Consider the following 23,058-nt stretch of genomic DNA (forward strand, 5'->3'; position numbering starts at 1 on the left):
GTGGGCTAATGAGCAGCGACAACAAAGAAAGATTCTCGAACCGTGTAGGGAATTACGTCAAGTACCGGCCGAGTTATCCGGCGGAAGCGATCGACTACTTGTACAGCAAGGTGGGCATGAAGCCGGACTCGCGGATTGCCGATGTGGGGGCAGGCACCGGGATTTTCTCCAAGCTGCTGCTCAAGCGGGGCAGCGAAGTGATAGCGGTAGAGCCTAACCAGGCGATGCGCGAGGCGGCGGACCAGGAGCTGGGTGCTCACTCTGCGTACCGTTCGGTAGCCGCAGCAGCGGAAGCGACAGGCTTGCCGGAGCAATCGGTGGATTTTATCGTGTGCGCACAATCGTTTCACTGGTTCGATCGGCCTGCGGCGCAAGCCGAATTCCATCGCATACTGAGGCCCGGCGGCAAGGCCGTCTTGATCTGGAACTCTCGGTTGACGACGGGGACACCGTTTCTGGAAGGCTATGAGGAGCTGCTTCGTCTTTACAGCACGGACTATTCGCAGATGACGCATAAGAATATATCGGCTGAGCAGCTCAGGTTGTTCTTCCGGGACCAAGACATGCATACAGCAAAGTTCGCCAACTCCCAGCTGTTCCATCTGGACGAGCTGATCGGCCGGGCGCTGTCCTCCTCCTATGTACCGGCAGAGGGGCAACCGAATCATGAGCGGTTGAAGCAGGAGCTGGGGCTGCTGTTCGAGCGTACGAAGGAGAACGACCGGGTTAGCTTCGATTATGAGACGGAGATTTTCTGGGGCGACGTGTCAGTGTGATGAGCGGAACGAATTAGGCGATATTCGAGATATATGAAGCGAAACGGCAGGATCTAGCACCTAGCCGTATCGCTTTTATTATTTTCTAAACATTTACAATTGAAGATCATTATGTTAAACAAGGAGTGTGTTGTTTGGCCCTGATGGTATAGTCTGCCACGATAAGGAGGAATGGATGACAAGTGCTGGAGTTTCTTACGCATCATCGCTGGAATTTTCTGATCCTGGCTGAGGCGGTATTTTGGATTTCCTTGTTGATTGCCATTACGATGAGGTATTGGTTTGATAAACCCAAGGCTGCTCTGGCCGCCATTATGCTAACTCTGATCAATGAGCTATGGATTCTCTTTCTTGCTATTCTGGATCTGAAGCAGACCGGTCAGCTCTCCGTATTCCAGATCGTTATTGTCATCTTGATTGTATACACCCTGGTCCTCGGCAAGCGTGATCTGAAGAAAGTAGACCGCTTTATTCACAGAAAGGTAGCTCGATTCAAAGGGAGGGAGGTTCCCGAGCACCTTCAAGAGGTGAAGTACGGAATGGCGAAGGCGAAAGAGGAACTGAAAGGATTCGGTCTTCATGTTCTGTTGTTCTTATCCGTCCATGCGGTATTCTATCTGCTGCTTTACTTCGTAAACCGGGAGCTGCATCCGGTACCGCCAGGAGCCTGGGTTCCTTGGCTGAAGGAGCAGTTCCATCAACATCAGACGCTCGTTCAGGTTAATAAAATCTGGTCGGTTCTGTTGGTGCTTGATGCGGTAATCAGTTTCTCCTATTTGCTGTTCCCGAAGAAGGAAAGTTGAGTTAGGAGGCTCATGCCAGCCTCTTCCGAGGCCTAGCAGGTGAAAGAATCTGCTTGAGCTGCTGCATGCGCTCGCAGCGGCTCATGGCTCAACGGTGGAGCAGCTTGAGGCGATCCGGGCGGGTAAAGCAGAGAAGCGCGGAGGGTTTGCTGGCCGAATCTATCTGACAGATGTTCCCGATGCCTGATATCAAGCTGATCACAGAGAATCTTGCTGATGAGTTGATACCGGGGACGGGAATGCCAGGGTTGAAGGAAGAACATAAGGGAGGGCAGAGAATCCATAGATGATTCCCGGCCCTCCTCTTCTACTTGTGCAGGACTGACAACAACAGAATTACAATTCGTCTTCCTGCTGCTGGGCCTGCTCGCTTTGTTCAAAGACTTCCGCGGCTTCTTCGGCGGAGAATTCCGTGTCGGTTTCTCCAGGGACGCTTAATTTGTTCAGCTTGGTCGATTGAACCTCCGCCTTGGATGGCTGATTTTCGTTGTTAGTCATGTAAATCCCTCCTTGTGTGAAATAAGAACAAGCCTTAGTTTTCCACAATTGGGATGAACTATACCTAAGAAAGAGAGAGCTTTCGGTGAAGCCGAGGCCCACCGCCTGTATACGGAACATGTCGGATATACCATCCCGTTTCTATACTAAGTTTAGAACTAATGGCCTATATTTCGAGTGAAGAAGTGTGAGTCATAACTACCAGAAGTTGAAGGATTCTTGTGAAATTCGTCGAATTAGCCTTAAAGGAAGGTCAATAACGATGGGGCCGTAGGTTAGCGTGAGCCCGATGCTAGGAGAGGAAGGACATCATGTTGGATTTAAGAAGCTTGAGGGAACAGCGCCTGCAGCTGACAGTTGATCAATTTGCGGAGAGGCTCGGGCTCCCTGTAGAAAAAATCATTGAATTGGAGCATCACCCGGAACGGGTAGATGTAGCCCTGCTGATGAAAATAGGCCAAGTGTTCGGGTTGTCGCTGGAGACTTTGCTGCAAGCCTCGCAGAAGCCGGCAGCCTTCGAGGTGAAGCCGGTATACCGCGAGCTGCGCGAGCGGCAAAAACGGATGGACGACTATTTGCGCAGCAAAATCAATGAAATGAAGCTGCAGCTGTCAGTAAATGATTTTCAATCAATTATGCGCTCCTATGAAGCCGTTAGCTTGGATAGCTCTAAGCCTGTCATCTCGCTGCTCGGTCCGTCCGATGCGGGCAAAAGCACGATGATCAATGCCCTGCTCGGGCAGGAGGTTGTGCTGTCCCAGTGGACGCCAACTACATCGGCGGCCGTCTTCATCAAGCATATCGAAGATAAGCCCGCTTGGATGGGCGAGGACGATGTCTGGATCTTCCGCGCAGAAGGCGCACAAGCCGGCTTTAACATCCGCCAATATAAGATCAAGTCCTACTGCCACAAGCATCTGATCAAAAAAGGAGACCGCTCGCTGCTGACCAGCTACACGAACCGGCATGATAAAGGCTTTCATGCCGAGGTGGATACGGCGATTGTGTTCCTCGACGCTCCGATCCTGCAAGCTTGCGACTTGGCAGACCTGCCGGGCTTCGGCACGGATACGAAGAAGGACACGGACCTGGCCAGCCGTGCAAGAGGCATGTCCGACGCCATGATTTTCCTGTGCCAATCCAATGCCTTCTTCAATAAAGAAGAAGATATCATTTTCGCGAAAACGATGATTCAGCAGCTTCCCGTCATCCGGAACTCCGAAGACAGCACTTTCCTCTCCAACCTGTTTATCGTGGCGTCCCAGGCACGAATCGTCGGAGAATCGCAGGTGGATAAAATTTTCGAAAGAGGCTATACGGCAATCGCCAATCAGCTGTCCGACGAGCTTGTTCGTGCGACTTACGGCGTGGGCAAAGCTCAGTTCTCCCAGAAGCTGCGGAGCCGCTTTTTCTCTTATGAGGTAGACAGCGCTGCCTTGCGCGCCGGGTTCGAGCAGCAGCTGCTGCAACTGCTGGAGACGATCCTGCCTGCCTACAAGCAAGAACGGGCTCACAAGACGATGCAACAATTCAAGGAGCGGCTGCTCTATTTTTTTCGCAGAGAAATAGTAAAGTATGAGGAGGCGATTCAAGATCGGAACGCGATAGAGCGCTCGTATGAGGAGATGCTGGCTCGGAAGGATAGCGTATTCAGTAAAATTAACGCGGAGCGCGATCAGCTTATTCAAGAGATCGAGGAGATCCGGGAGCGCAATCTGTCCGCTTACCGGGCCTGGGAGAGCCAGAGCATCACCGTGAGTGCGATGGAGAAGCTGATCAAAGAGAAGGGCTACAACAAGAAGAATGCGCCGAAGCTGCTGCCTACGAACGTCACGGACTTATATCATGCCAAGCTGCAGGAGATGCTTCAGCAAAGCACCGCCGATTTTCAGCAAAAAGCGGACCGCTACTTGAACAATGTGGAGGGCCTGTTGAACGGGATCAGCAAGCAGAATATGGATGAAGCGTATATTCCCTTCGACATGCAGGGCATTCTGGCGGGCGGTCTGGCGGGTCTCGGGGTGCTGGGCGGACTCGGCGTGGTGGCGTCAGGACTTGGGAATCTGGGCGGATATATTCTCGTCGCCAAAGGAGTCAGCCTGTTGTCGGCAGCGGGCATCTCGGTCGGCGGCACGGCGGCTGCGGCGTCAGCGGTGGCGGCCATCGGAGGTCCGATCACACTCGGCATCGGCCTTGCTGTAGGCATCTTTCTGATTGGACGAGCGATCTTCGGGGATAGCTGGCAGACACGCTTGGCCAAGGAACTGAAGAAGAAGCTGGACCAGGAGCAGGTTGCTGAGAAATATATGGATCAGATCGATGCTTACTGGAATCAGACCAAAGAAGGAATCCGCCACCTGTCCGACGTCTTCCAGAAGGAGTACGAGGACAAGGTGATGGAGAAAAAAAACCTGCTGCTCCAGCAGGACAGCGAAGACGCGGAGCGTCAGCTGCGGTGGCTGAAGGAGGGGCTGGACTATTTCGAAGGAATGCCGCAATAGCGGACTTATGAACCGGGGGCTGTTGCCCGGCAGGCAGCAAGAGCGAGGACATGAGAGGTGAAACGTGCGTGACTTTCGTGCATGAGAAGATAAAGCTGGCGCGTCTGCTCGAGCAGATGGGCGCTGCGCTTGCGCCCTATGGCTTCGAGTCGCGGATAACGGCGGCGCAGGAGCGGCTTGGACGCGCGACGATGAATTTATTAATCGTGGGGGAATTCAGTCGAGGGAAATCGACATTTATTAATGCTTTAGTAGGAGCGCCGGTGCTGCCCTCCAAGGTCAATCCGACAACGGCGACGATCAACACGATCGTGCCCGGGGCGGAGCGGAGCATGCAGATCTGGTATCATGATGGCCGCGTGGAGACGGCGGACCTGCCACAGACGCAGGTGAATAAGTTCCTGGAGCAGATTGTGACAGTGGCCAATAGCGATGCGCCTAAGATCAAGCAGGTGCAATTGACCTTGCCGGGACCTATGGAAAAGTGGAGCTGCACGATTGTGGATACGCCTGGGGTGAACGAGCTGGACGACGCGCGGGAGGAAGTGACGTACCACTATCTTCAGCGGGCGGACGCGTGCATCGTGCTGCTGGATGCTCAGCCGCCGCTCTCCGAGAGCGAGCGGCGGTTTATCGGCGATAAGGTGCTCGGCTCGGATGTGAACCGGCTAATCTATGTGATTAACCGGATGGATGAGGTGGAGAAATTTCCGGATGGTCCGGTAGCGGAGCGATTGACAGGTTATACGCAAGGATTGCTCGCCGAGAAGTTTCCTATGCTGGAGAGCCCGGCCGTCTTTACCGTCTCGGCCAAGGAGGCGCTTCGCGCACGGTATAAGCGGGAAGAAAGCCCATGGCTCGAAGCGTTCGAGCGGTTCGAGGAGCAGCTTCACTCGCTGCTGTCCGAGCAGGCGAGAAAGGGACGGCTGCCCGACCATGTGGACCGGGCAGCAGGGATTGTGGAGGAAGCGTTGCTGACCGCGAGCGACAGGCTGGCATTGACGCAAGGCTCGGCGGATGAGCTTGCCGTGCGCGTCTCCAAGCTGGAGGAGGAGGAGCGATATATTCGCCTGCAGCTCCAGGGCCTGGACGATTGGTTTACGCACCAAGCGGCTGCCCTCGCCAGAAGAATTCGCGAGCGGATGGAGAACGGCTTCAGCCAGCTGCGGGCGGCGTGGATTACGCAGGCGGAGGCTTGCGCGGATGAGGCGGACTTTGCCGCGCTGAAATCGGCTATATTGACCGGGATTCGCCGGGAAGCAGCGGGCTTAATGGAGGAGCTCGGAGATTCGAGGCGGGCGCTGGCCGCAGAATTGCATAAGCGCTTCGATGCAATCCGTCTGAGCGGACAGGAGGGGGAATCTGCGGGCAGCCTGCCGGCCTTGCGCCGGGCGACTCGCTCGGGCCCCTTCCAGAGCGATGCCATGAGCGAGACGTTCTTCATGCAGGTGCAACAGGCGGATTCGGACGGGCTGCCTGTACTCGGAGCGGTTGCTGCCGGAGGAGTGCTCGGATATATGGGTGCTGCGCTGCTCGGCCCGATCGGCCTAGCGGCCGCCTTGGTAGGTTCCTATGTTCTGGGCAGAAAGCTTGGCGAGGAGCGGGATCGAGCGGCTTGGGAGAAAGCCAGACAGGAGGCTATTCGCACCATCCGCAAGCAGATGGACGAGGTTCTGCAAGCGGCGAGGACGAACGCGTCGAGGATGGCCGAGGAGGAACTGCAGCCGATGGAGCAATATTACCGGGACGCCGCCCAGATGCGGATCGAGGCCATCTCCAGGACGTTGGCGGAGCAGCGCGAGGGCATGGCCCGTGCCGGAGAGGATCTCGCCAGGCATAGGATGGAGCTGGAGTCGCTAATGGCGCGGCTCGGAGAATGGCGGCTGGAGCTGCACAACATGAAGGGGGCGCTGCTGGCATGATCCAACCTATACTGGAAAGCCTTCGGGCCTTGTCCGGTCGTGTGAACGAGCCGGAAGCCGGGCGGCTGCTGGATGCCGTAGAGGCGTCGCTGAAGAGGCAATCGTTTCACACTGCCGTTCTCGGAGAGTTCAAGCGGGGAAAATCCTCCTTCATCAATACGCTGCTCGGCCGCGAGCTGCTGCGGACGGATCTTTTGCCGGCTACGGCGGTGCTGCATATGCTGGAATATGGCGACGAAGAGGAATATGACATCATCTACCTGGATGGAACGATACATACGCAACCGCTTGACGAAGAAGGCCTTGCCGAGCTGGCAGTGGGCGGCTCCATCGCGCCGGAACAGGTTCGGTATGTTCGGGTTAAGCTGAATTCCCCGCTGCTTCGCGATGGGCTCGTTCTGATCGACACCCCCGGGGTCAACGACATGAACCAAGCGCGCGCCGAAGTGACGTATACGATTCTGCCGAACTGCGACGCAGCACTGTTCCTGCTGGATGCGGCAGCGCCGCTGACAAGGTCGGAGGCGGACTTCCTGAAGACGAAGGTGCTTCAACATAAGCTGAGCGACCTCCTGTTCATTCTGAGCAAAAGCGACAGGCTGGATGAGGAGGAGCTGGGCGATGCGCTTGAAGGCGCGTCCGGCCGAATCCGAGAGGTGCTGGGTCGGACGGTGCCGGTGCTGCCCTTTTCTTCGCGTGAAGCGGCTGCCCTGCAGGCGAGAGGGAAAGCGTCGCAAGAGGCGGAGGAGCTGCTCCGACATCTGGCCGAGCTTCGGGAGAAGGCGGGTCGAAGCGCACAGCGGCGTCAAGCGGAGCGGCTGCTGCTCGCAGCGGATGAACTGCTGGAGGCGATCGGCTGGCAGGAAGCGGCGCACCGCTCGAATCAGGTGCTTGCCCAGGAGCATCGCACCCGCCTGGATCGAGTGCTGGAGGAGATGGGCATCCGGTTCGAGCGGCTGATGGCCGGCGTGGATTCGGTAGGACGCGACGGGCTCATGCTGATGATGGACCAAGCGTACCAGAAGCTGGAGGACATGCTGGTCCACGATATGCGCTACGATATCCAGACCCGGGGCGGCAATCTGGAACGCTTGATGGACCGGGATTTGCCGCTGTATATCGAGCGGATGTTGCGGCAGTTCTCCGAGATGAAGGCCATGGAGGTATCCATCTACCTGGAGCGCTTCCAGAAGCATACCGCCGAGGAGTATCAGCGGCATTTCCGCACCCCGCTTCAGCTGGCCATGGAGGAGCTCGGCTTCAAGATTCCGATGTGGCAAGCATCGGTCGCCCCGACTCCATCGAGCCAGGTCGATACGATTATCCGCCATGCCGCACCGGCGACAGCGCTGGCGGTAGCCGGAAGCTTCATTATGCCCGGGGTAGGCACGATCATCGGCGCTGCCGTAGGAGGCGTGCTGACGAGTGTGCTCCGCTCGAAGCAAATGGAGCAGATGCGCTCGGAGGTGCTCGAACGTTTACCCGAGCTGGTGCATGAGATTGTCAGCGCGCATCGGATCGAAACGATAAAAACGGCTTCCGGCTGGTTCGATGAGATGAAGACGGCGCTGCGTTCCTTCCATGAGCGGCAGCTGGACCGGATGAGCGCTATGTTCGAAGCGAATATCGCGAAGCCTGATTACGCAGATGCCGGAGCATCTGCCGAGGAGCTGCAGAGCTGCCGGCAGCAGCTGCTGGATATCCGGGGAACGCTTGAGGCCCTGCTGTCCGCAGCGGAGACGAATACTCGAGAGGAGAGCTGAAGCATGTCCGATCATTTGCATCATTTTTTTCACCCCACCGCTCACGAGGAGACGATTACGGAGAAGAATGCCTTCGGAGGCGTCGATTACTACAATCAGCATCATCAGAAGCTCGGCCACACGGAAGCGAACCCGTTCGGGGGCTATGACGTATACAACGCTTCGAATCAGAAGGCCGGTCATACGGAGGCCAATGTTTTTGGCGGACAGGACGCTTATGATGCAGCCTACAGGAAGCTTGGGCATACGGAGGCCAATGTGTTCGGCGGCGTGGATTATTTGGACGGCGCATACCGCGTAGAGGGGCATTCGGAGACGAACCCGGCAGGCGGCTACGATTACTACAATGCTTCCCAGCAGAAGGTAGGCTCCAGCGAACCGAACGCGTCCGGGGGGATGAGCTACTTCACCCATCCGATGTCGGATGCCCATGCCCTCGCGGAGGCTCATCGGGAATGGCAGAACCAGCTGCTTCGCTCGGGCGGCGCGGATCCGCTGAAGTATGCCGGTTCGATTACTTTTCCGAATCTGATCTAAGGACATCAGGATACCCATGAAACGGAGTGCTTAACAATGACCGGTAGTCAAGACGATAGCAGTTCCCTAACAATCAGGCCCATGCCCTTGACTGAGAAGCTGCTTCGACGCCATCCTGTAGAGGGCGAGGAGCTGATCTTCAATAGGGAGGCCAGTCTTCACTGCACCCTGTTCACCGAAACCGAAGAGCTGCAGAGCGGAGAGATCGTCCTGACGTCTCTTCGCATCGGGGTAGTGACAGCGGCGGGGGACTCGGATATCTCCTACTATATGGCTCCGATCGAGGACCTGCGGCATATCGGATACTCGGGAGAAGATAATATCCTGTATCTCCGGTTTGTCGATCCGGCGAAGCCGGAGCGCGTGGAGCAGGATATTTATGGGCGGGTTCAGTTTGATTCGGAGCAGCGGATGGATGACATCTGGGGGGAGCTTTATGAGCAGCGTACGAGGCTGTCGAGACCGGCTACCCTGGAAGAAATGGACGGTATCGGCCGGGATATCCACGAAGGCCGCTTCGACGCGGCTATTCTCAAGCTGGACCGGCTGCTGGGTATCGAGCCGCTGAACGGCATGCTGCATCTGATGAAGGCCCGAACGCTTTATGTTTGCGGACGACGGGCGGAGGCGGTCACCTGTGCCGCCAAGCACATAGCGTCCATCCTGTATATCCATGCGGGCTACCTCATCCTGGAGTATCTTTGGTACGACTGGCATGAGGGCGCGCTGCGGCTGCTTCCCGATCCGAATGCAGCTCAGGCCGACGGGGATGAGCGGGAGGCGGCATTGCTTTGGGCGGTTACCGCCAGTGCGCGCGGGGATAAAGCGGAATTTGTGCGCCAAGTGTGCAAAGTCGTCCGGTTTTATATGGAGGAAGGCGATGATGTAGCGTTCACGGTAGCCTTGCGGCTGTTGTCCGTCCTCTCGGCCGAAACCCGGGAACCGATTCGCGAGCTCTACAGGGAGCTATCTGAACGGCTTGAGGGGCTTGCCGATGAGATTGGCCCCGAAGCGGTGGAGAGTCTAATTCCCTTTTTCCAGCTTGCTGAGCATGAGACGAAGGAGGAGGCGCTTGACTCGTTTGAACGGCTGATCGGGCGTGAAACGGGAACGGAGAATGGGTTAGAACCGATCAGAACTATGTTTCTGGAGCAGTACGAGGCGATCCGGGACCTGGCGAGCTCTCCCCAGCCATACACCCCTCCGGAGGAATGGACCGTGGGTGCGGTGGTTACGGAGCGGGGGCTGTGGATCGAGTCGGAGTGGTCCGGCAGCATGAGGCGACAAGCGTGCCAGATCTGGGCGGAGGCCCGGTTGACCGGTACGGACAGTCCGGCATTCGTCAATCGATTGAACCTGGCTACCCAGGGAGAGTGGAAAAACAAACTCGAGGCCGTAGACAACGGCTATCTCAGCCTGCTGTTGACGCTGCTGCAGGTGGAGCGGTCCATCCGCCAGGGACGCACCACCCAGGCTCTAGTCAAGCTTGCCGACTGGAAGAAGGAGAACCGAAGAAACATCGGCCTCTTCGAGAACCCGTGGCTGTTGTACGGCGAGGAGCTCATAGACTATTACACGGCATGGGCCATGAAATCGGAGTCTGACCTCCGGGATGCGTTGAGCCGTATTCCGAACCGGCATCCTTTCCTCGGCCTGCACCGGGAGTCGGCTGGCATTCTGGAGGAGCTTCGGGCTGATGCCCGGCGCTGCGCCATCGAAGGCCATGAGATGGTTCTCGGCGAGATGAAGCAGGCCGTGGCGCTGGCCGAAAGTCTGACGGCATCCTCCGACCTTGGCCTCCGTACGCTGGCGGATGCGGCCCGTTCGTTCAGCCACGAGGTGAAGCAGAAGCTGGCGGATGCCAGTCTCGCGATGCATGGCGAGCCGGAGGCTGCGACTGGCCAGGCGTCTTCGCCTAAGCGGGAATCTTTCTTCGGCAGGCTGAAGGCAAAGCTATTTGGCTCTGGCGGAGACGGTGCGAAGGAGGACAGGCTTGAACGGGCGGCGACAAGCGGTACCGGACACTCCTCCGGATGGGCTAAGGCCAATCAGATTCGCATCGCGATCGCCGGGGAGTCCGGTTCGGGGAAAACGACGATGCTGAATGCGATTTTCCGTACGAATCTGTTCTTCGCAACCCAAGAAGAGGCAACGGGAGTCCCGACAGAGGTGACCTATGGCAAGCTGCCGCGAATCGAGGTGTGGGACCGGGAAGGGAAGGTGAGGCGGCATCTGGACATCCCGGCAGACTGGTTTGGACAAGGGGATGGGGATTCGCTGCTTCTCTCCGATCGTCTGGAGGAAGCCCGCCGCTTCATCACCGAGCATACGCGGGTCGGGTCGCCTGAGCTGGCCTGGGTGGAACGTGTGGCGGTAGCGTGGCCGCTTGAAGGGCTTCCGGAGCATGCCGTGCTGGTGGATACGCCGGGCTTCAATGCCCATACAGCACGTTCGGCCCTGGCTGAAGCTGTCCTGAGGGACAGCAACATGTGTCTGTATATCATGGATGCGCGGCATGCTTTGAAGGGTCAAGAGCTCGAGACGATGCAGTTCATCCGTCACGAGGCAGGGAAAACGTTTATCGTCCTGAATAAAATGGATCTCGTCTTCGGGGATGACGAGCTCGACTGTGATGGAGAAGGGGCGGCGGAGGAGACGATCGCCCGCGTTCGCCGCGAGCTTGCCGAGCAATTCGCCGTTGACGACGTGATCGTATTTCCCGTCTGCTCGCTGCCTGGGAGCGGCGTACCTCAAGAAGCCCGTCGGTATGCGGCCAATCTGGAGTCTCTGGTCGTGGCGGTCTTCCAAGAGGCGAAGGACGGACAGCTCGACTATATCATCGATGCCTCGGCCAAATCAGCGCTGCACGTATTCCGCGAGGTGCAAAGCTCAACGCAAGAGGCAGCAGCAGCCGGCGAACAGGAGCTGCTCAAGCTGGAGCGCGCGGTCCCGCTGGACTTCCGATTATTCGAGGAGGAGGCGCGGGAGCTGCTGAAGGACAGCATGAACCGCCATCGGGGCGCCTTCTACGACGCTATGAACAAGCATCTCGAGGAATCGTTCGGAGGGAGTCTGGATCTGTTTGTGGAATGGCTCCAGACCGTAGATTCCGCCTCGGAGCTGAAGAAGCAGGTGGGCATGAAGGCGGAAAACCTCGTTAAGGCTACGATCGCGCTTCTTGAGTATGAGCGGAAAGAGGAGCTGGAGAGGATGGGGCGCCGCGTAGCCGAGGATGCCGCTGCGTTCATGAAGGAGCTTTACCGGAATCTGCCGTTCAGTGCGGCTAGCGAGCCGGAGAAGCTTACGGCCGGACTGGCTACTCTCAACGTCTCCTCCTCGGGTCAGCTTGCCACAGAGCTTCAATCGATCAACTACGGGGGCGGCATCAACGGAGGGGCGGCCATCGGCGCGGCTATCGGAGCCGTGGTGCTTGGGCCAGTCGGGGCGCTGATCGGCGGCGTGCTCGGGCAATTGTTCGGGGGCAAATCGCTGGACGAGGTCAAGCAGGAGGTCTATGAAGCATTCCGGAACAGCATTAGCGAGCTGTGGGACCAAACGGCCGAGGTCCTGAACCGCGATCTGTCGCCGCAGCAGACGGCCTCGTTTCTGAATATGCTTCAGAAGGAGATGGACGGCCAGCTGGACGGTTACCGCTCGGTGGTCCGGCTGGAAATCGACCGCCGCCAAGCGGAATGGCGCACCAAGCTGGAGGCCTTGCTGCAGCTCCAACTGACGGCAAGAAGTCTGCAGGTCGTTATGGAAAGGCTCCGCGACTGGCGGATGGTCCGGAGAGCGCGGCTTAGGTAGGCTGGCGAGGACATTATAATATCCACTAATAGAGATGATGCAAGGTGAAAGACGCCGGGAAAGAGCTCCCGAGCGTCTTTTTTTTTTGCCTATCGAGATGACTATATCAGGTTGCGAAATGAATATCCGCATGCCTGAAGGGCTTGCTGGGCGTGCGAAGCCAAGTTCGTCCGGGAATGACTATGGACGGCAATGACTGGCGTCTCTTAAGATGCAGGTGTGACCGCAAGATCTGGCCAGCGCTTCAACCGGATATCCGATAGCCTAGAAAGGGAGAAACCTTATGCCTAATCATACCGCCTTAACCCGGGTCCCAGCGGCCGGGAACGTATACCGCAAGCAGAAGCTCAGACGGCTAGTCCGCAACCGCTGGCTTTACCTCATGATGCTGCCGGGTGTGCTCTACTTTATCATTTTCAAGTATATCCCGATGTACGGGGTGCTGCTTGCCTTCAAAAATTATCAGCCGTTTCTCGGCTTTCTGAACAGCGAGTGGGTCGGTGCCAAGCATTTCGTCCGCTTCTTCGGAGATCCTTTATTCTGGATGCTGCTGAAGAATACGTTCATACTCGCGGTGTATAACATCGTGTTCTTCTTCCCGCTGCCGATCCTGGTCGCCTTGATGCTGAACGAACTGCGCGCGGCCGCTTATAAGAAGACGATTCAGACGCTGATCTATATTCCGCATTTTATGTCATGGGTCGTTATCGTCTCGATCGCTTATCTGTTCTTCACTACTGAGGGCGGGCTGGTGAATGAGGCGATCGCGTACATGGGCGGGGAAAAAATCAACTTCTTGCTCAGCCCCGATTGGTTCCGGACGTTTATTACCGCTGAAGTGATGTGGAAGGAGACGGGATGGGGGACGATCATCTTTCTGGCTGCCTTGGCTGGGGTAGACACCCAGCTGTACGAGGCCGCAAGGATGGACGGAGCGAACCGCTTCCGCCAATTGTGGCATATTACGCTGCCGGCGATCCGCTCAACGATCATCATCCTGCTTATTCTGCGGATGGGGCATTTTCTGGATACGGGCTTTGAACAAATCTGGCTGATGCTCAATGCGATGAACCGGGAAGTGGGAGAGGTGTTCGACACCTATGTGTACTCTACGGGGATATCTCAGGGGCAATACAGCTACTCGACGGCCGTCGGTTTATTCAAGTCGGTGGTCGGCCTTATTTTGGTAGCGGCTTCGAATTACTTGTCCAAACGGTTCGGCGAGGAAGGCATCCTCTAGAAGGATCTGAAAATGAAAGGAGATGGCCTCCATGGTGCAAGACCGTTCCTGGGCCAGCAGGCTGTTCGACTATGTGAATGTGATTTTGCTGGGCTTGTTTGCCCTGATCACGATTATCCCGTTTATCTATATGGTTGCCGGTTCCTTTGCCACGCAGAAGGAGCTTCTGGAGAAAGGGTTTATCTTGTTCCCAACTGAGTTTTCCTTGAGTGCGTACGAATTCATTTTCTCCACCAGCACCTTGATGAGGAGTATGGGCGTGACGATTTTCATCACCGTCGCAGGTACGCTCATCAATATCGTGCTAACCTGCCTGATGGCGTATCCGCTTGCGAGGAAGGATCTGGATTACCGCAAGCCGATTCAGATCATGGTCATCTTCACCATGTTGTTCAGCGGAGGGATGATTCCAACGTTTCTGGTCGTGAAGGAGCTGGGTCTTATCGACACGTATTGGTCGCTGCTGCTTCCCGGCGCTATCAGCGCTTTTAACCTGATCATCATGAGGAGCTTCTTCCAGCAGCTCCCCGATGGCTTGGAGGAGTCCGCCAAGATAGACGGCGCCAGCGATCCCGGCATTTTGATGCGGATCGTGATCCCGCTGTCGCTTCCGGCTATCGCGACGTTTTCGTTATTTTATGCCGTCGGCCACTGGAATACGTTCTTCAGCGCCATTCTGTACATCAACGATTCGACTAAGTGGCCGATCCAGGTCCTGCTGAGGCAGATCGTCATCTTGTCGGAGGGCGGGGGCCTTGGAGATTCCGCTTCGTTCGACGCGAGCTTCATTCAGCCGCCCGAGCAGACCGTGAAGATGGCCGTGATCGTGGTTTCGACGCTGCCGATTCTTCTGGTGTATCCGTTTTTGCAGAAGCATTTTGCCAAAGGGGTTTTACTGGGTTCCGTGAAAGGGTAGTACCCCGGATCGATCCCAATCCTATATAATCCAATACAGAAGCTAAAGGGAGGATCAGTTTCACAATGAAAACGAATCCGAAGGTTTGGATGAAATCCGCCACAGCCCTCAGTATAGTGGCTATGGCAGCAGGTACCCTCGCGGGCTGCGGAGGGGGCGGCGCTTCCGGCTCGGGTGCTGATGCGGGAGCCAAGGAAGCGGCCGCACCGGTGCAAGGTCCGTACAAAATGTCGATCATGCTGCCCAGCTACAACCCCGAATCGATGTCTACTGACGGGGAGCTGTACAAGCGTCTTCAAGAAAAAACGAATACCGAGCTGAAGCTCACCTGGGTGCCGTCCTCAACCTATGAGGATAAGCTGAGCTCTACCGTCGCTTCGGGGGAGCTGCCGAGCGTCATTACCGTGCTGAATCAGAAGCTTCCTTACATCGTTAATTCGGTCCGCTCGGGCATGTTCTGGGAGATCGGCCCCTACCTCAAGGACTATCCGAACCTGAGCCGGATGAATCCGATAGCGCTGGAGGCCGTTTCGATCGACGGCAAAATTTACGGCATTTACCGCGAGCGTGACCTGGCCAAGGATGGGATCATGCTGCGCAAGGATTGGCTGGATAATCTGGGATTGAAGGAACCGAAGACCATTCAAGAGTTTTACGAGGTACTGAAGGCGTTTACCCACAATGATCCCGATAAAAACGGCAAAGCCGATACCGTCGGTCTCGTCGAGCAGCAGGCGGCTGCCTCTTGGCGCAGCATGCTGGTATGGCACGGAGGACCGGTGGATTGGGAGCTGAAGGACGGCAAGATCAGTCCGGCGGCACTGTCGCCCGCGTATCTGGAGACGATGAAATTTTATAGAAAGCTGTATGAAGAAAAGCTGATCAATCAGGATTTTGCGGTGGTCAAGGACGGCCGCCAGGTTATCAATAAGGGCAAGGCCGGTGTATGGATCGCGAACATGAACGACGGACAGGGCATTAAGGAAAATATTAAGAAGGTGGACCCCAGCGGCAGCTTGACGATGGTGCATGCCCTGGAGGGACCGAAAGGCATGGGCAGCGTGGGCGGCACTGGCTCTCATGGACAGTTCATGATTCCGAAGACAAGCGTCAAGACGGAAGCCGAGCTGAAGGCGGTGCTGAACTTCTTCGATAAGGTATCCGATCCGGATATGCAGAATATGCTGGTCAATGGTCTGGAGGGCAGGCAGTATACGCTCGAGAACGGGGAATACAAGAAAACGACCGATTCCAAGATGCTGGTGGAGTACGGGATGGGCGACTCTTCCCAGCTTGCGGTATTGCGCGATAAGATCACATCCTACGGCGGCCCGTTGTTCCAGCTTCGCGACAGGCTTTATAAGGAAAATGCCCGGATCGCCGTCGGCAACCCGGTTAACGCTTATATTTCCGATACGTATAGCGAACGGGGCAAGGAGCTGGATAAAATTATCGAGGATGCCCGTGTCAAATTTATTATGGGTGCAATCGACGAAGCCGGCTGGAATCAGGCGGTTAACAAGTGGCTGCAGGACGGCGGAAGCAAGATCATGGAGGAATACACGGAGGCTTACAACAAAAGCCAGAAAAAATAACGGCAGGTCGTCCTCCGGTGTATTAGAATAAGGGAAGACTAAGCACGTTTGCTGGGGGTAGTGGGGAATGCGCACATCAAGTTATTTACTCAAATTGGTCCTTCTGACCTTAATGGTGGGAACCTTTCCTGTCCTGACCTTGGGTTGGTATTCCTACCACTACTCCTCGCAATCCGTGCTGGAGCAGCTTGAGGAGGGAAATTCCCAGGTCCTCCGGCAGAGCCAGCTCCGCGTCGAGCAGACGTTGAAGATGATCGATTATTCCACTTCGCAGGTATTGAGCTTGCCCATCATTACCCGGTCGATTCCAGCCTCGCTTGGGATAGAGGACGCTGAGACGATACGGGAAATTTATAACGTGCTTGCTTCTATCCAGACCTTCGAGCTGGGTATCAAGGACGTTTACTTGTTCAGCATGGAGAAAGACTGGCTGATCAGCAATTCGGGCATGGACGCCTACAATCAGCCAGGCTTGAAGAATAAAATTCGCGATTATGCGGGCATATCCCAAGGGTCGGTGTGGGTGAGCGGCAATTCAGCCAAGCTTCAAGGGTCGGACGGACTTGTCGAGCTGAAGCATGCGGTGATGAGCATCAAGAAATGGCCTATTAATTCGACTAGACCACGGGGGATGGTCTGTGTGGTCGTGTCCGCCCAGCAGTTGAAGCAGCTGATCGACAACGATCCGCGTGCAGGGCAAATATTTATTCTCGATGATGACAACCGTGTCATCGCTCATTCCGACGAGGCCAGGCTTGGGTTGAACTTGTCGGATGCCTCCTATGTACAAGCTATGCGGGGACAGAACAGCGCAGTCGGCGTGCTGAACGCCAAGGAGGAGGGCGAGGAGGTGTCGATCTCGTACCGGAAGTCGGCTTACAATGGCTGGACTTATGTGTCGGTCGTCCCGACCAGCGCGATTACCCGTCAGGTTATGGCGATTGGCTGGACCTCCCTTCTGGTCAGTACAGGCGTGCTGATCGCCACGGTTCTTGCCGCGTTGATCGGCTCAAGAAAGATGTACCGTCCGGTCCGGCATATCTCCCGGGTGCTACTTGACGATAAGGCAAGCCATCCTAAGAAGGATGAGCTCCTGGCTATATCTGACCGCATCCAGTCGCTGATGACGGACCAGACGAAGCTGCAGGTCGAGCTCAAGGGTCAGCAAAAGCAGCTTGTGGAGCTGCTTGTCCGCAAGCTGATGCTGGGCGAGGCCAAGACGGCCGACATTCCCGACAGCCTCCAGTACTACGGATATGAGTATACCCGGCAGTGGGTGGTCATGCGGGTGCTCCGGGTTCAAATCGACGGACTGGAGGGCGACCGGTATACGGAAAAGGACCGCGATCTCCTGCTCTTTGCGATCGGCAATATCGTCTCGGAGCTCGCGCCGGACGACCGGAGGCTTCCTCCCGTGGTGATGCAGGAATCGGTCGTTGTGCTGGTGGGGACGAATTCGCAATCGGAAGAAGGGTTCAAGGAAGCCGTATTCGAGCTAGCGACCGAAGTACAACTAGCGGTTAAACGGTATTTGCAGCTTTCTGCAAGCATCGGCATCAGCCGTTCTTTCCAAGATTGGGGAGAAGCGGGCCGAGGTTACGCAGAGGGGGAACATGCGTTAAAGTACCGGTCCCGGCTGGGAGAAGAGGCGGTTCTCTTCATCGAGGACGTACAGCCTGACAAGGGCAGTGAGATCGTCTACCCTAAGGAGCTTGGCGAACAATTAATTCAAGCGATCAAATCGTTAGACCCGGAGCGTGCGGGCTTGGCGCTGACGTCCATGATGAAGGCATTGTCCCGACAGGATTATGATCATAATGACTACCAGCTATCGCTGATCCGCCTGCTGATCGATTTGCTCCGGCTTCTTCAGGATTCGGGAATCCCGCTTCATGGTCTAGGGCTAGGAGAGGGCTCGCTGTTCGAGGAACTGATGCCTCTTCATACGAGCAGAGAAATTGAAGCCTGGTTCGGAGAGCGAATCGTGCAACCGAGCATCCGCTTGCTGGAGGAGCGCCGTGAGACGCAGTTCCGGACGATCTCCCAGGAAGTGAAGCGGCTGATCGAGGATGCCTTCGATACGGATCTGACCCTGGAGAAATGCGCGGCCCGGCTCAATTATCATCCTCAGTATATCAGCCGGGTGTTCCGGCAGGAGACCGGCATTAACTTCGCCGATTATTTGGCCCAGTACCGTCTGGAGGTCGCCAAGCGCTGGCTGAGAGAGACCGGCCTAACGATTACCGAAATTGCGGAGAAGCTGAAATATAACAATCCGGCGAATTTCATCCGGTATTTCCGCAAGATGGAGGGGACTACGCCGGGGCAGTATCGGGAGCATAATCGAGGGATATAAAGAGAGAAGGCGGCAGGTCCGGGATAATATCCGAACCTGCCGCCTTCTTGATGATGCCTATTCCGCTACTCGTCCTTGTAATCGACTTTCGTATCGATGCCGACGGAATTGGTCTGTCCATCCCAAGTCACGCCGATGTTCAAGGCTTTAGCTACATCGCGAAGCTTCAAGTAGTTGTTTCCATCGATGTTGTAAGCAGTAAGCTGAACTTCCCGCCCATTCAGATAAATCTGGGAATCCGTAGATGCAGCCTCTTTGGCTGCAGGGTTTGCGGAAACGGCCAGTTCCCCGCCTTCAGGCGTATAGGCTTTGCCCGACTCCAGGCTGATCGCATTTTTCGATGCATCCCAGCTTACTTCGAACTGCTTCTCCGTGCCATTCACGGCCATAGCCAAATCGCGCAGCTTGAAGTAATTATTGTCGTTAATGTTGTAAGCTTCGAAGGCAGTTTCTTTCCCGTTAACCAAAACCTTGGAAGCTATCGGCTGTGCTGCTGCCGATCCCGCTGCCGGCTTGGCCGCCGCTGTTTCTTCCGTCTTGCTCTCAGGCTTCGCTTCGGCCTGTGGTGCTGTTGCTTCAGCGGAGGAGCCCGCAACAATTTGGATAGCAAATTGGGCAACAGTGCTGAACGCATATTCAGAGGTGAAGCGTATGTGACCCGCATAGTAGCCCGGCTTGCTTACGGTGGCAGTCAGATCGGTTACCGGGATTTCTTCACTGCCCTCGCCGATGTCGAAATAGTCTCCGCTCAGCTTGGCATCGGGACGGAAGCTGATGGAAGGATGAGGGTCCTCCCCGTGAATGGTAATCGTAACGGGTCCATGGGCAACGAATATCGTATCTCCAACCCCGGCTCCTTCGTCCGCAAAGTGGATTTCATCGACCACATTCGTGAGCGTTACGTAACCGCCTTGCTCCGTCTGAATCCTCTTCTCGCTCGCCGCAGCAGATGCCGCGATCGAAGAGAATGCTGTCATTAGTAAAGCCACTACCATCATAACCGATAATTTCCTCATTGCTTGACTCACTCTACCATCGCTCCTGTCAGATTGTTGTATGGCGTGTAACCCCTTCCATCATACCAGGATAAAAGACCTATTTCTATAGGTGGATGTTTTAATAGCCTAATCTTTCATGGAGGTGAGACTTTTGGTCTATTTATCTATGTAAAGCGAGCGCTGGCTGTCTTTCTGTCTGTCGGGATACGGACAACCTTACCACAAGAAACGGCAAGTATGATCAGGAAAAGGGTCCAACTTACAAAGTACAACTGTGCCAATCCGGGTGAATTCAAGGCTGATGTCCGTGATTTTGCTCTGGCTTATCGGTATGGACAAACCTTTTGCCCCATTCGCAGAGTGGATCGAGTACCGTCCGCAACGACCACCCGTTTTTGGTTAGTTCGTAGACGACTTTAGCTGGCACTTCCGGGAAGACTGTGCGAAGAATGAGCCCGTCCGCTTCGAGTTCCTTTAGCTGCTGGGAGAGCATCTTTTGTGTGATCGGCGAGAGCGCCCGCATCATCTCCCCGTTGCGCAGCGCACCCTGCTCGGCTAGCAGGCAGAGGATCGCAGTCTTCCACTTCCCGCCGATCCGGTCCAGCGTTGCTTCCGTTGGGTTATGATACGTTTTGCTCGAGCCCATAATGTCGCTATTCGCCTTGTCAGCCTCGATCGTAATGATCATCTACCTCCTTCAACGTACCCATTTGGTAACCATATTACGAAAAAGTGCGTACTTTTTTAATTTGATTATATCGTTTATATTCATTCATGTCAGTGGGAGGGTCGAACAAGTCAAAGGAGGAATCGAACATGCAAAGAAAAGGCCAATGGGGAGTTGGAATCGTCGGAACGGGGGGATGGGGTGGTTTGGCTCACGTTCCGGCACTCGCGGCGTTGGCGTCATATGAGGCGAGGGCCGTGACCGGCACGTTGCCGGAGAGCGCTCGAGCGGCGGCGGAACGCCACGGCATCGGACGTTTCTATACGGATGCGTTGGAGATGGCGAAGCAGCCCGACGTGGACGTCGTGACGGTAGCGGTGAAGGTGCCGGAACATGATCGGCTGATCCGATCGGCGTTGGAAGCCGGAAAGCACGTGTACAGCGAATGGCCACTCGCCCGGACTACAGCGGAGGCGGAGATGCTTCTTGCTCTTGCTGAAAGGCGGGGAATACATCACGTCGTCGGCCTTCAGGCACGGGCCAACCCAACCGTCCGGTACATCAGGGACTTGGTCGAGGAAGGCGCTGTTGGCCGTGTGTTAGCGGTGAATGCGGTCGTCACGCTACCGGTATTTCCGACAACGAACGGAACGGTGGACCTTGCGCATGTCTATCTGCTGGATGAAGCCAATGGGGCCGATCAACTGACCATCGGGGCGGCGCATGTGCTCGATCCGATCGAATATATGGTAGCGCCGTTTGTGGAAGTGTCCGCGACGCTCGACACCCAATACCCAGAGGTAAGCGTGCTTGAGACCGGTAGGACTGTGATGGCAAATGCGCCGGATCACGTGCTTGTTGCCGGTAAGCTGGCCCAGGGCGCGCTCGTTTCGGCCCAGTTCGTGAACGCCGGTGCGCCCGGCTTTAAGCTGCAGATCATCGGGAGCGAGGGTGAGCTAGTGGTGACCCCGCGGGACAGGCTAATGTTTCAGATGGATCGACTGAACCTTAGCATTGCCCGACCTTCTGGAGATACAGAGAAGCTCGAAGCTCCGGACGGTTACGCTTCGAGAGCACGGGATACGCCGCCTGGACCGGGGTACAATGTCGCCCATCTCTACGCCTTATTTGCGGAGCGGCTTGATGGGGGCGAGGTGGAGCTTCCGAATTTCACCCAGGCGGTACGAACGCATCGTCTGATGGACGCCGTCCGCAAGGCCTCTGCCTCGGGCGTTCGCCAAACCGTTGAATGAGGTATTAGCGACATCAGGAACGAAGACGTTTTATATGACAACCACCTCTCTGCAGCCTGGGCGGGATCTCCCCTAGCAGCGGGGAGGTTTTTGCATGCCGATACGACTAAAATCTGGCCGCTACAACTAGCGTGGTGCACCGTATCACAAATCGTGGTTAAACTCTTACTTTTACTAAGACTTTGGTTATAGGCCTATACTTCGAAGAGGCAATGGCCACTTTATGAGCTTCACCGGGTTAGCAGATCACGAAATCCAGGCGAAACGCGGTTGAAACGGCTGAAGGGTAAGTGAATGGTGTCCAAACGCAGAGTAAGTAAATTCTGGATGGGTACCCCCGTAAAGGAGATATTTCAGAAGCAGTTAAACAGCCACTACTCTACGTAAAAAATTGCATCTATAATAAACTGTACTGATGTATTCTTTAGTAGATCGATGCACAAAAGAACAAGCAACATATCCTGAGGGTCATTCTAATGACGGGTGAACAGGCCAATACAGAGTGACCTATTACAATAGAATCTAGCAGGAAGAGGGTTATCTCCATGAATCAAATGATATGGCTAACCGGTTTGTCTGGTTCCGGCAAGTCAACCCTTGCAGAAGCGCTGAGACCGCATATAGAAAATTCTTATATTCTTGACGGAGATGTTCTGAGGAAAGGAATTAATCAGGATCTTCAATTCAGCGAAGAGGATCGCCTGGAGGTCGGCAGAAGAATTGGCGAGATTGGCAAGATTCTTCTTGATGCTAACCTGAATGTGATCGTCGCCTCGATCTCTCCATACCGTTCCACACGTGATAAGGTCCGTTCTCTCATCGGGGATTCCTTCATGGAAGTTTATGTCGAGTGTCCTTTGGAAGTGTGCGAGCAGCGAGACCCGAAAGGTCTATATAAACAAGCGAGAGCCGGACAAATCAAGCATTTTACGGGTATCGATTCTCCTTACGAAGAGCCTATTCATCCGGATGTGATCGTCGAGACAGATAAGCTCTCCTTAGAGGAATGCGTGTCGAAGATCATTCAATACAAATCTGCTTTGCCGTTTAGGGGGAAATTCGGGGGATAGGATATACGCCAAGTACACCAAGCCAAGTGATCCCTACGTAGCAGCCGTACAACACAAAACATACTAAAAACAGTAGCGCAGACCAAGACCGTGGTTTGTGCTACTATTTTTTTATAGTAGAAGTGCAGAGGGGGGAGTTAACGATGAGTTTATAATATTTGTTTCTATGTAGAACGCAAGTAACAAACGAACAAAATCACGCTAACCACCAAATCGGGTAATGAATAGTAAAAAAACCGGTGGTGATGGAAATGAGTACCGTAAAAATCGAGCAACTCAATGTGTCCATGAGAGAAACATCAGATAAACGACTTTACGAGAGGTACCTTGCAGTCCGCCTTCGCTTTGAAGGTCAC

General features: G+C 55.4%; 16 protein-coding genes. 13 read left to right on the forward strand and 3 right to left on the reverse strand.

The annotated features are described in order from the left end of the window. The first annotated feature begins 8 nt into the window (after window positions 1–8). Together GSF01_RS16095 and GSF01_RS16100 are read left to right on the forward strand one after the other, a co-directional pair. Window positions 9–776: a class I SAM-dependent methyltransferase gene (locus tag GSF01_RS16095; protein ID WP_159885765.1), complete on the forward strand. Its 768-nt coding sequence runs from the start codon at window positions 9–11 to the stop codon at window positions 774–776. Between the two features lie 182 nt (window positions 777–958). After that, complete coding sequence (locus tag GSF01_RS16100; RefSeq protein WP_159885767.1) at window positions 959–1,579, forward strand: hypothetical protein; 621 nt, start codon at window positions 959–961, stop codon at window positions 1,577–1,579. 336 nt (window positions 1,580–1,915) lie between these two features. On the opposite strand, the gene GSF01_RS29345 is transcribed toward GSF01_RS16100, so the two are convergent. Continuing rightward, on the reverse strand, window positions 1,916–2,077 hold the full coding sequence (locus GSF01_RS29345; protein ID WP_201305412.1) for a hypothetical protein: 162 nt from the start codon (window positions 2,075–2,077) through the stop codon (window positions 1,916–1,918). 311 nt (window positions 2,078–2,388) lie between these two features. On the opposite strand from GSF01_RS29345, the gene GSF01_RS16105 reads away from it, so the two are divergent. From GSF01_RS16105 to GSF01_RS16145, 9 genes are all read left to right on the forward strand, one after another. Next, the gene (locus tag GSF01_RS16105) at window positions 2,389–4,578 is read left to right on the forward strand and encodes a dynamin family protein (RefSeq protein WP_159885769.1); all 2,190 of its coding nucleotides are present in this window, start codon (window positions 2,389–2,391) and stop codon (window positions 4,576–4,578) included. Window positions 4,579–4,628: 50 nt separating this feature from the next. Next, window positions 4,629–6,500, forward strand: a complete 1,872-nt coding sequence (locus GSF01_RS16110; RefSeq protein WP_159885772.1) for a dynamin family protein — start codon at window positions 4,629–4,631, stop codon at window positions 6,498–6,500. Then, window positions 6,497–8,263: a dynamin family protein gene (locus GSF01_RS16115; RefSeq protein ID WP_159885774.1), complete on the forward strand. Its 1,767-nt coding sequence runs from the start codon at window positions 6,497–6,499 to the stop codon at window positions 8,261–8,263. Before GSF01_RS16110 ends, GSF01_RS16115 begins: the two co-directional genes overlap by 4 nt. A gap of 3 nt (window positions 8,264–8,266) precedes the next feature. Then, the gene (locus tag GSF01_RS16120) at window positions 8,267–8,800 is read left to right on the forward strand and encodes a hypothetical protein (protein ID WP_159885776.1); all 534 of its coding nucleotides are present in this window, start codon (window positions 8,267–8,269) and stop codon (window positions 8,798–8,800) included. A gap of 36 nt (window positions 8,801–8,836) precedes the next feature. Beyond that, on the forward strand, window positions 8,837–12,607 hold the full coding sequence (locus GSF01_RS16125) for a dynamin family protein (protein ID WP_159885778.1): 3,771 nt from the start codon (window positions 8,837–8,839) through the stop codon (window positions 12,605–12,607). Between the two features lie 283 nt (window positions 12,608–12,890). After that, window positions 12,891–13,847: an ABC transporter permease gene (locus tag GSF01_RS16130; RefSeq protein WP_159885780.1), complete on the forward strand. Its 957-nt coding sequence runs from the start codon at window positions 12,891–12,893 to the stop codon at window positions 13,845–13,847. Between the two features lie 31 nt (window positions 13,848–13,878). Then, on the forward strand, window positions 13,879–14,763 hold the full coding sequence (locus GSF01_RS16135) for a carbohydrate ABC transporter permease (RefSeq protein ID WP_159885782.1): 885 nt from the start codon (window positions 13,879–13,881) through the stop codon (window positions 14,761–14,763). Window positions 14,764–14,828: 65 nt separating this feature from the next. After that, window positions 14,829–16,358: an extracellular solute-binding protein gene (locus tag GSF01_RS16140; protein WP_159885784.1), complete on the forward strand. Its 1,530-nt coding sequence runs from the start codon at window positions 14,829–14,831 to the stop codon at window positions 16,356–16,358. Between the two features lie 67 nt (window positions 16,359–16,425). After that, window positions 16,426–18,714 carry an AraC family transcriptional regulator gene (locus GSF01_RS16145; protein ID WP_159885786.1) on the forward strand — a complete coding sequence of 763 codons (2,289 nt, stop codon included), beginning with the start codon at window positions 16,426–16,428 and terminating at the stop codon, window positions 18,712–18,714. A gap of 65 nt (window positions 18,715–18,779) precedes the next feature. Here GSF01_RS16145 and GSF01_RS16150 read toward each other — a convergent pair whose 3' ends face one another. Further along, the gene (locus tag GSF01_RS16150) at window positions 18,780–19,742 is read right to left on the reverse strand and encodes a stalk domain-containing protein (RefSeq protein ID WP_201305413.1); all 963 of its coding nucleotides are present in this window, start codon (window positions 19,740–19,742) and stop codon (window positions 18,780–18,782) included. Window positions 19,743–20,004: 262 nt separating this feature from the next. Further along, window positions 20,005–20,400 (reverse strand): winged helix-turn-helix transcriptional regulator, encoded by a 396-nt coding sequence (locus tag GSF01_RS16155; RefSeq protein ID WP_235941538.1) that lies wholly within the window; start codon window positions 20,398–20,400, stop codon window positions 20,005–20,007. Between the two features lie 128 nt (window positions 20,401–20,528). Between GSF01_RS16155 and GSF01_RS16160 the strand changes: the two genes are divergently transcribed. Next, complete coding sequence (locus GSF01_RS16160) at window positions 20,529–21,632, forward strand: Gfo/Idh/MocA family protein (RefSeq protein ID WP_159885788.1); 1,104 nt, start codon at window positions 20,529–20,531, stop codon at window positions 21,630–21,632. A 515-nt stretch (window positions 21,633–22,147) separates the two neighbouring features. Next, window positions 22,148–22,702, forward strand: coding sequence for an adenylyl-sulfate kinase (gene cysC / locus GSF01_RS16165; protein WP_268893717.1), 555 nt, complete (start codon window positions 22,148–22,150; stop codon window positions 22,700–22,702). The last annotated feature ends 356 nt before the right edge of the window (window positions 22,703–23,058 follow it).

The sequence above is a fragment of the Paenibacillus puerhi genome, assembly GCF_009846885.1.
In the GTDB taxonomy this organism is placed as follows: Bacteria; Bacillota; Bacilli; order Paenibacillales; family NBRC-103111; genus Paenibacillus_G; species Paenibacillus_G puerhi.

Coding starts and splice junctions, on each gene's coding strand:
- GSF01_RS16105 (WP_159885769.1), top strand. CDS start 2,389: ATGTTGGATTTAAGAAGCTTGAGGGAACAGCGCCTGCAGCTGACAGTT.
- GSF01_RS16095 (WP_159885765.1), top strand. CDS start 9: ATGAGCAGCGACAACAAAGAAAGATTCTCGAACCGTGTAGGGAATTAC.
- GSF01_RS16130 (WP_159885780.1), top strand. CDS start 12,891: ATGCCTAATCATACCGCCTTAACCCGGGTCCCAGCGGCCGGGAACGTA.
- GSF01_RS16110 (WP_159885772.1), top strand. CDS start 4,629: ATGAGAGGTGAAACGTGCGTGACTTTCGTGCATGAGAAGATAAAGCTG.
- GSF01_RS16140 (WP_159885784.1), top strand. CDS start 14,829: ATGAAAACGAATCCGAAGGTTTGGATGAAATCCGCCACAGCCCTCAGT.
- GSF01_RS29345 (WP_201305412.1), bottom strand. CDS start 2,077: ATGACTAACAACGAAAATCAGCCATCCAAGGCGGAGGTTCAATCGACC.
- GSF01_RS16135 (WP_159885782.1), top strand. CDS start 13,879: ATGGTGCAAGACCGTTCCTGGGCCAGCAGGCTGTTCGACTATGTGAAT.
- GSF01_RS16155 (WP_235941538.1), bottom strand. CDS start 20,400: ATGATCATTACGATCGAGGCTGACAAGGCGAATAGCGACATTATGGGC.
- GSF01_RS16115 (WP_159885774.1), top strand. CDS start 6,497: ATGATCCAACCTATACTGGAAAGCCTTCGGGCCTTGTCCGGTCGTGTG.
- GSF01_RS16120 (WP_159885776.1), top strand. CDS start 8,267: ATGTCCGATCATTTGCATCATTTTTTTCACCCCACCGCTCACGAGGAG.
- GSF01_RS16160 (WP_159885788.1), top strand. CDS start 20,529: ATGCAAAGAAAAGGCCAATGGGGAGTTGGAATCGTCGGAACGGGGGGA.
- GSF01_RS16145 (WP_159885786.1), top strand. CDS start 16,426: ATGCGCACATCAAGTTATTTACTCAAATTGGTCCTTCTGACCTTAATG.
- GSF01_RS16125 (WP_159885778.1), top strand. CDS start 8,837: ATGACCGGTAGTCAAGACGATAGCAGTTCCCTAACAATCAGGCCCATG.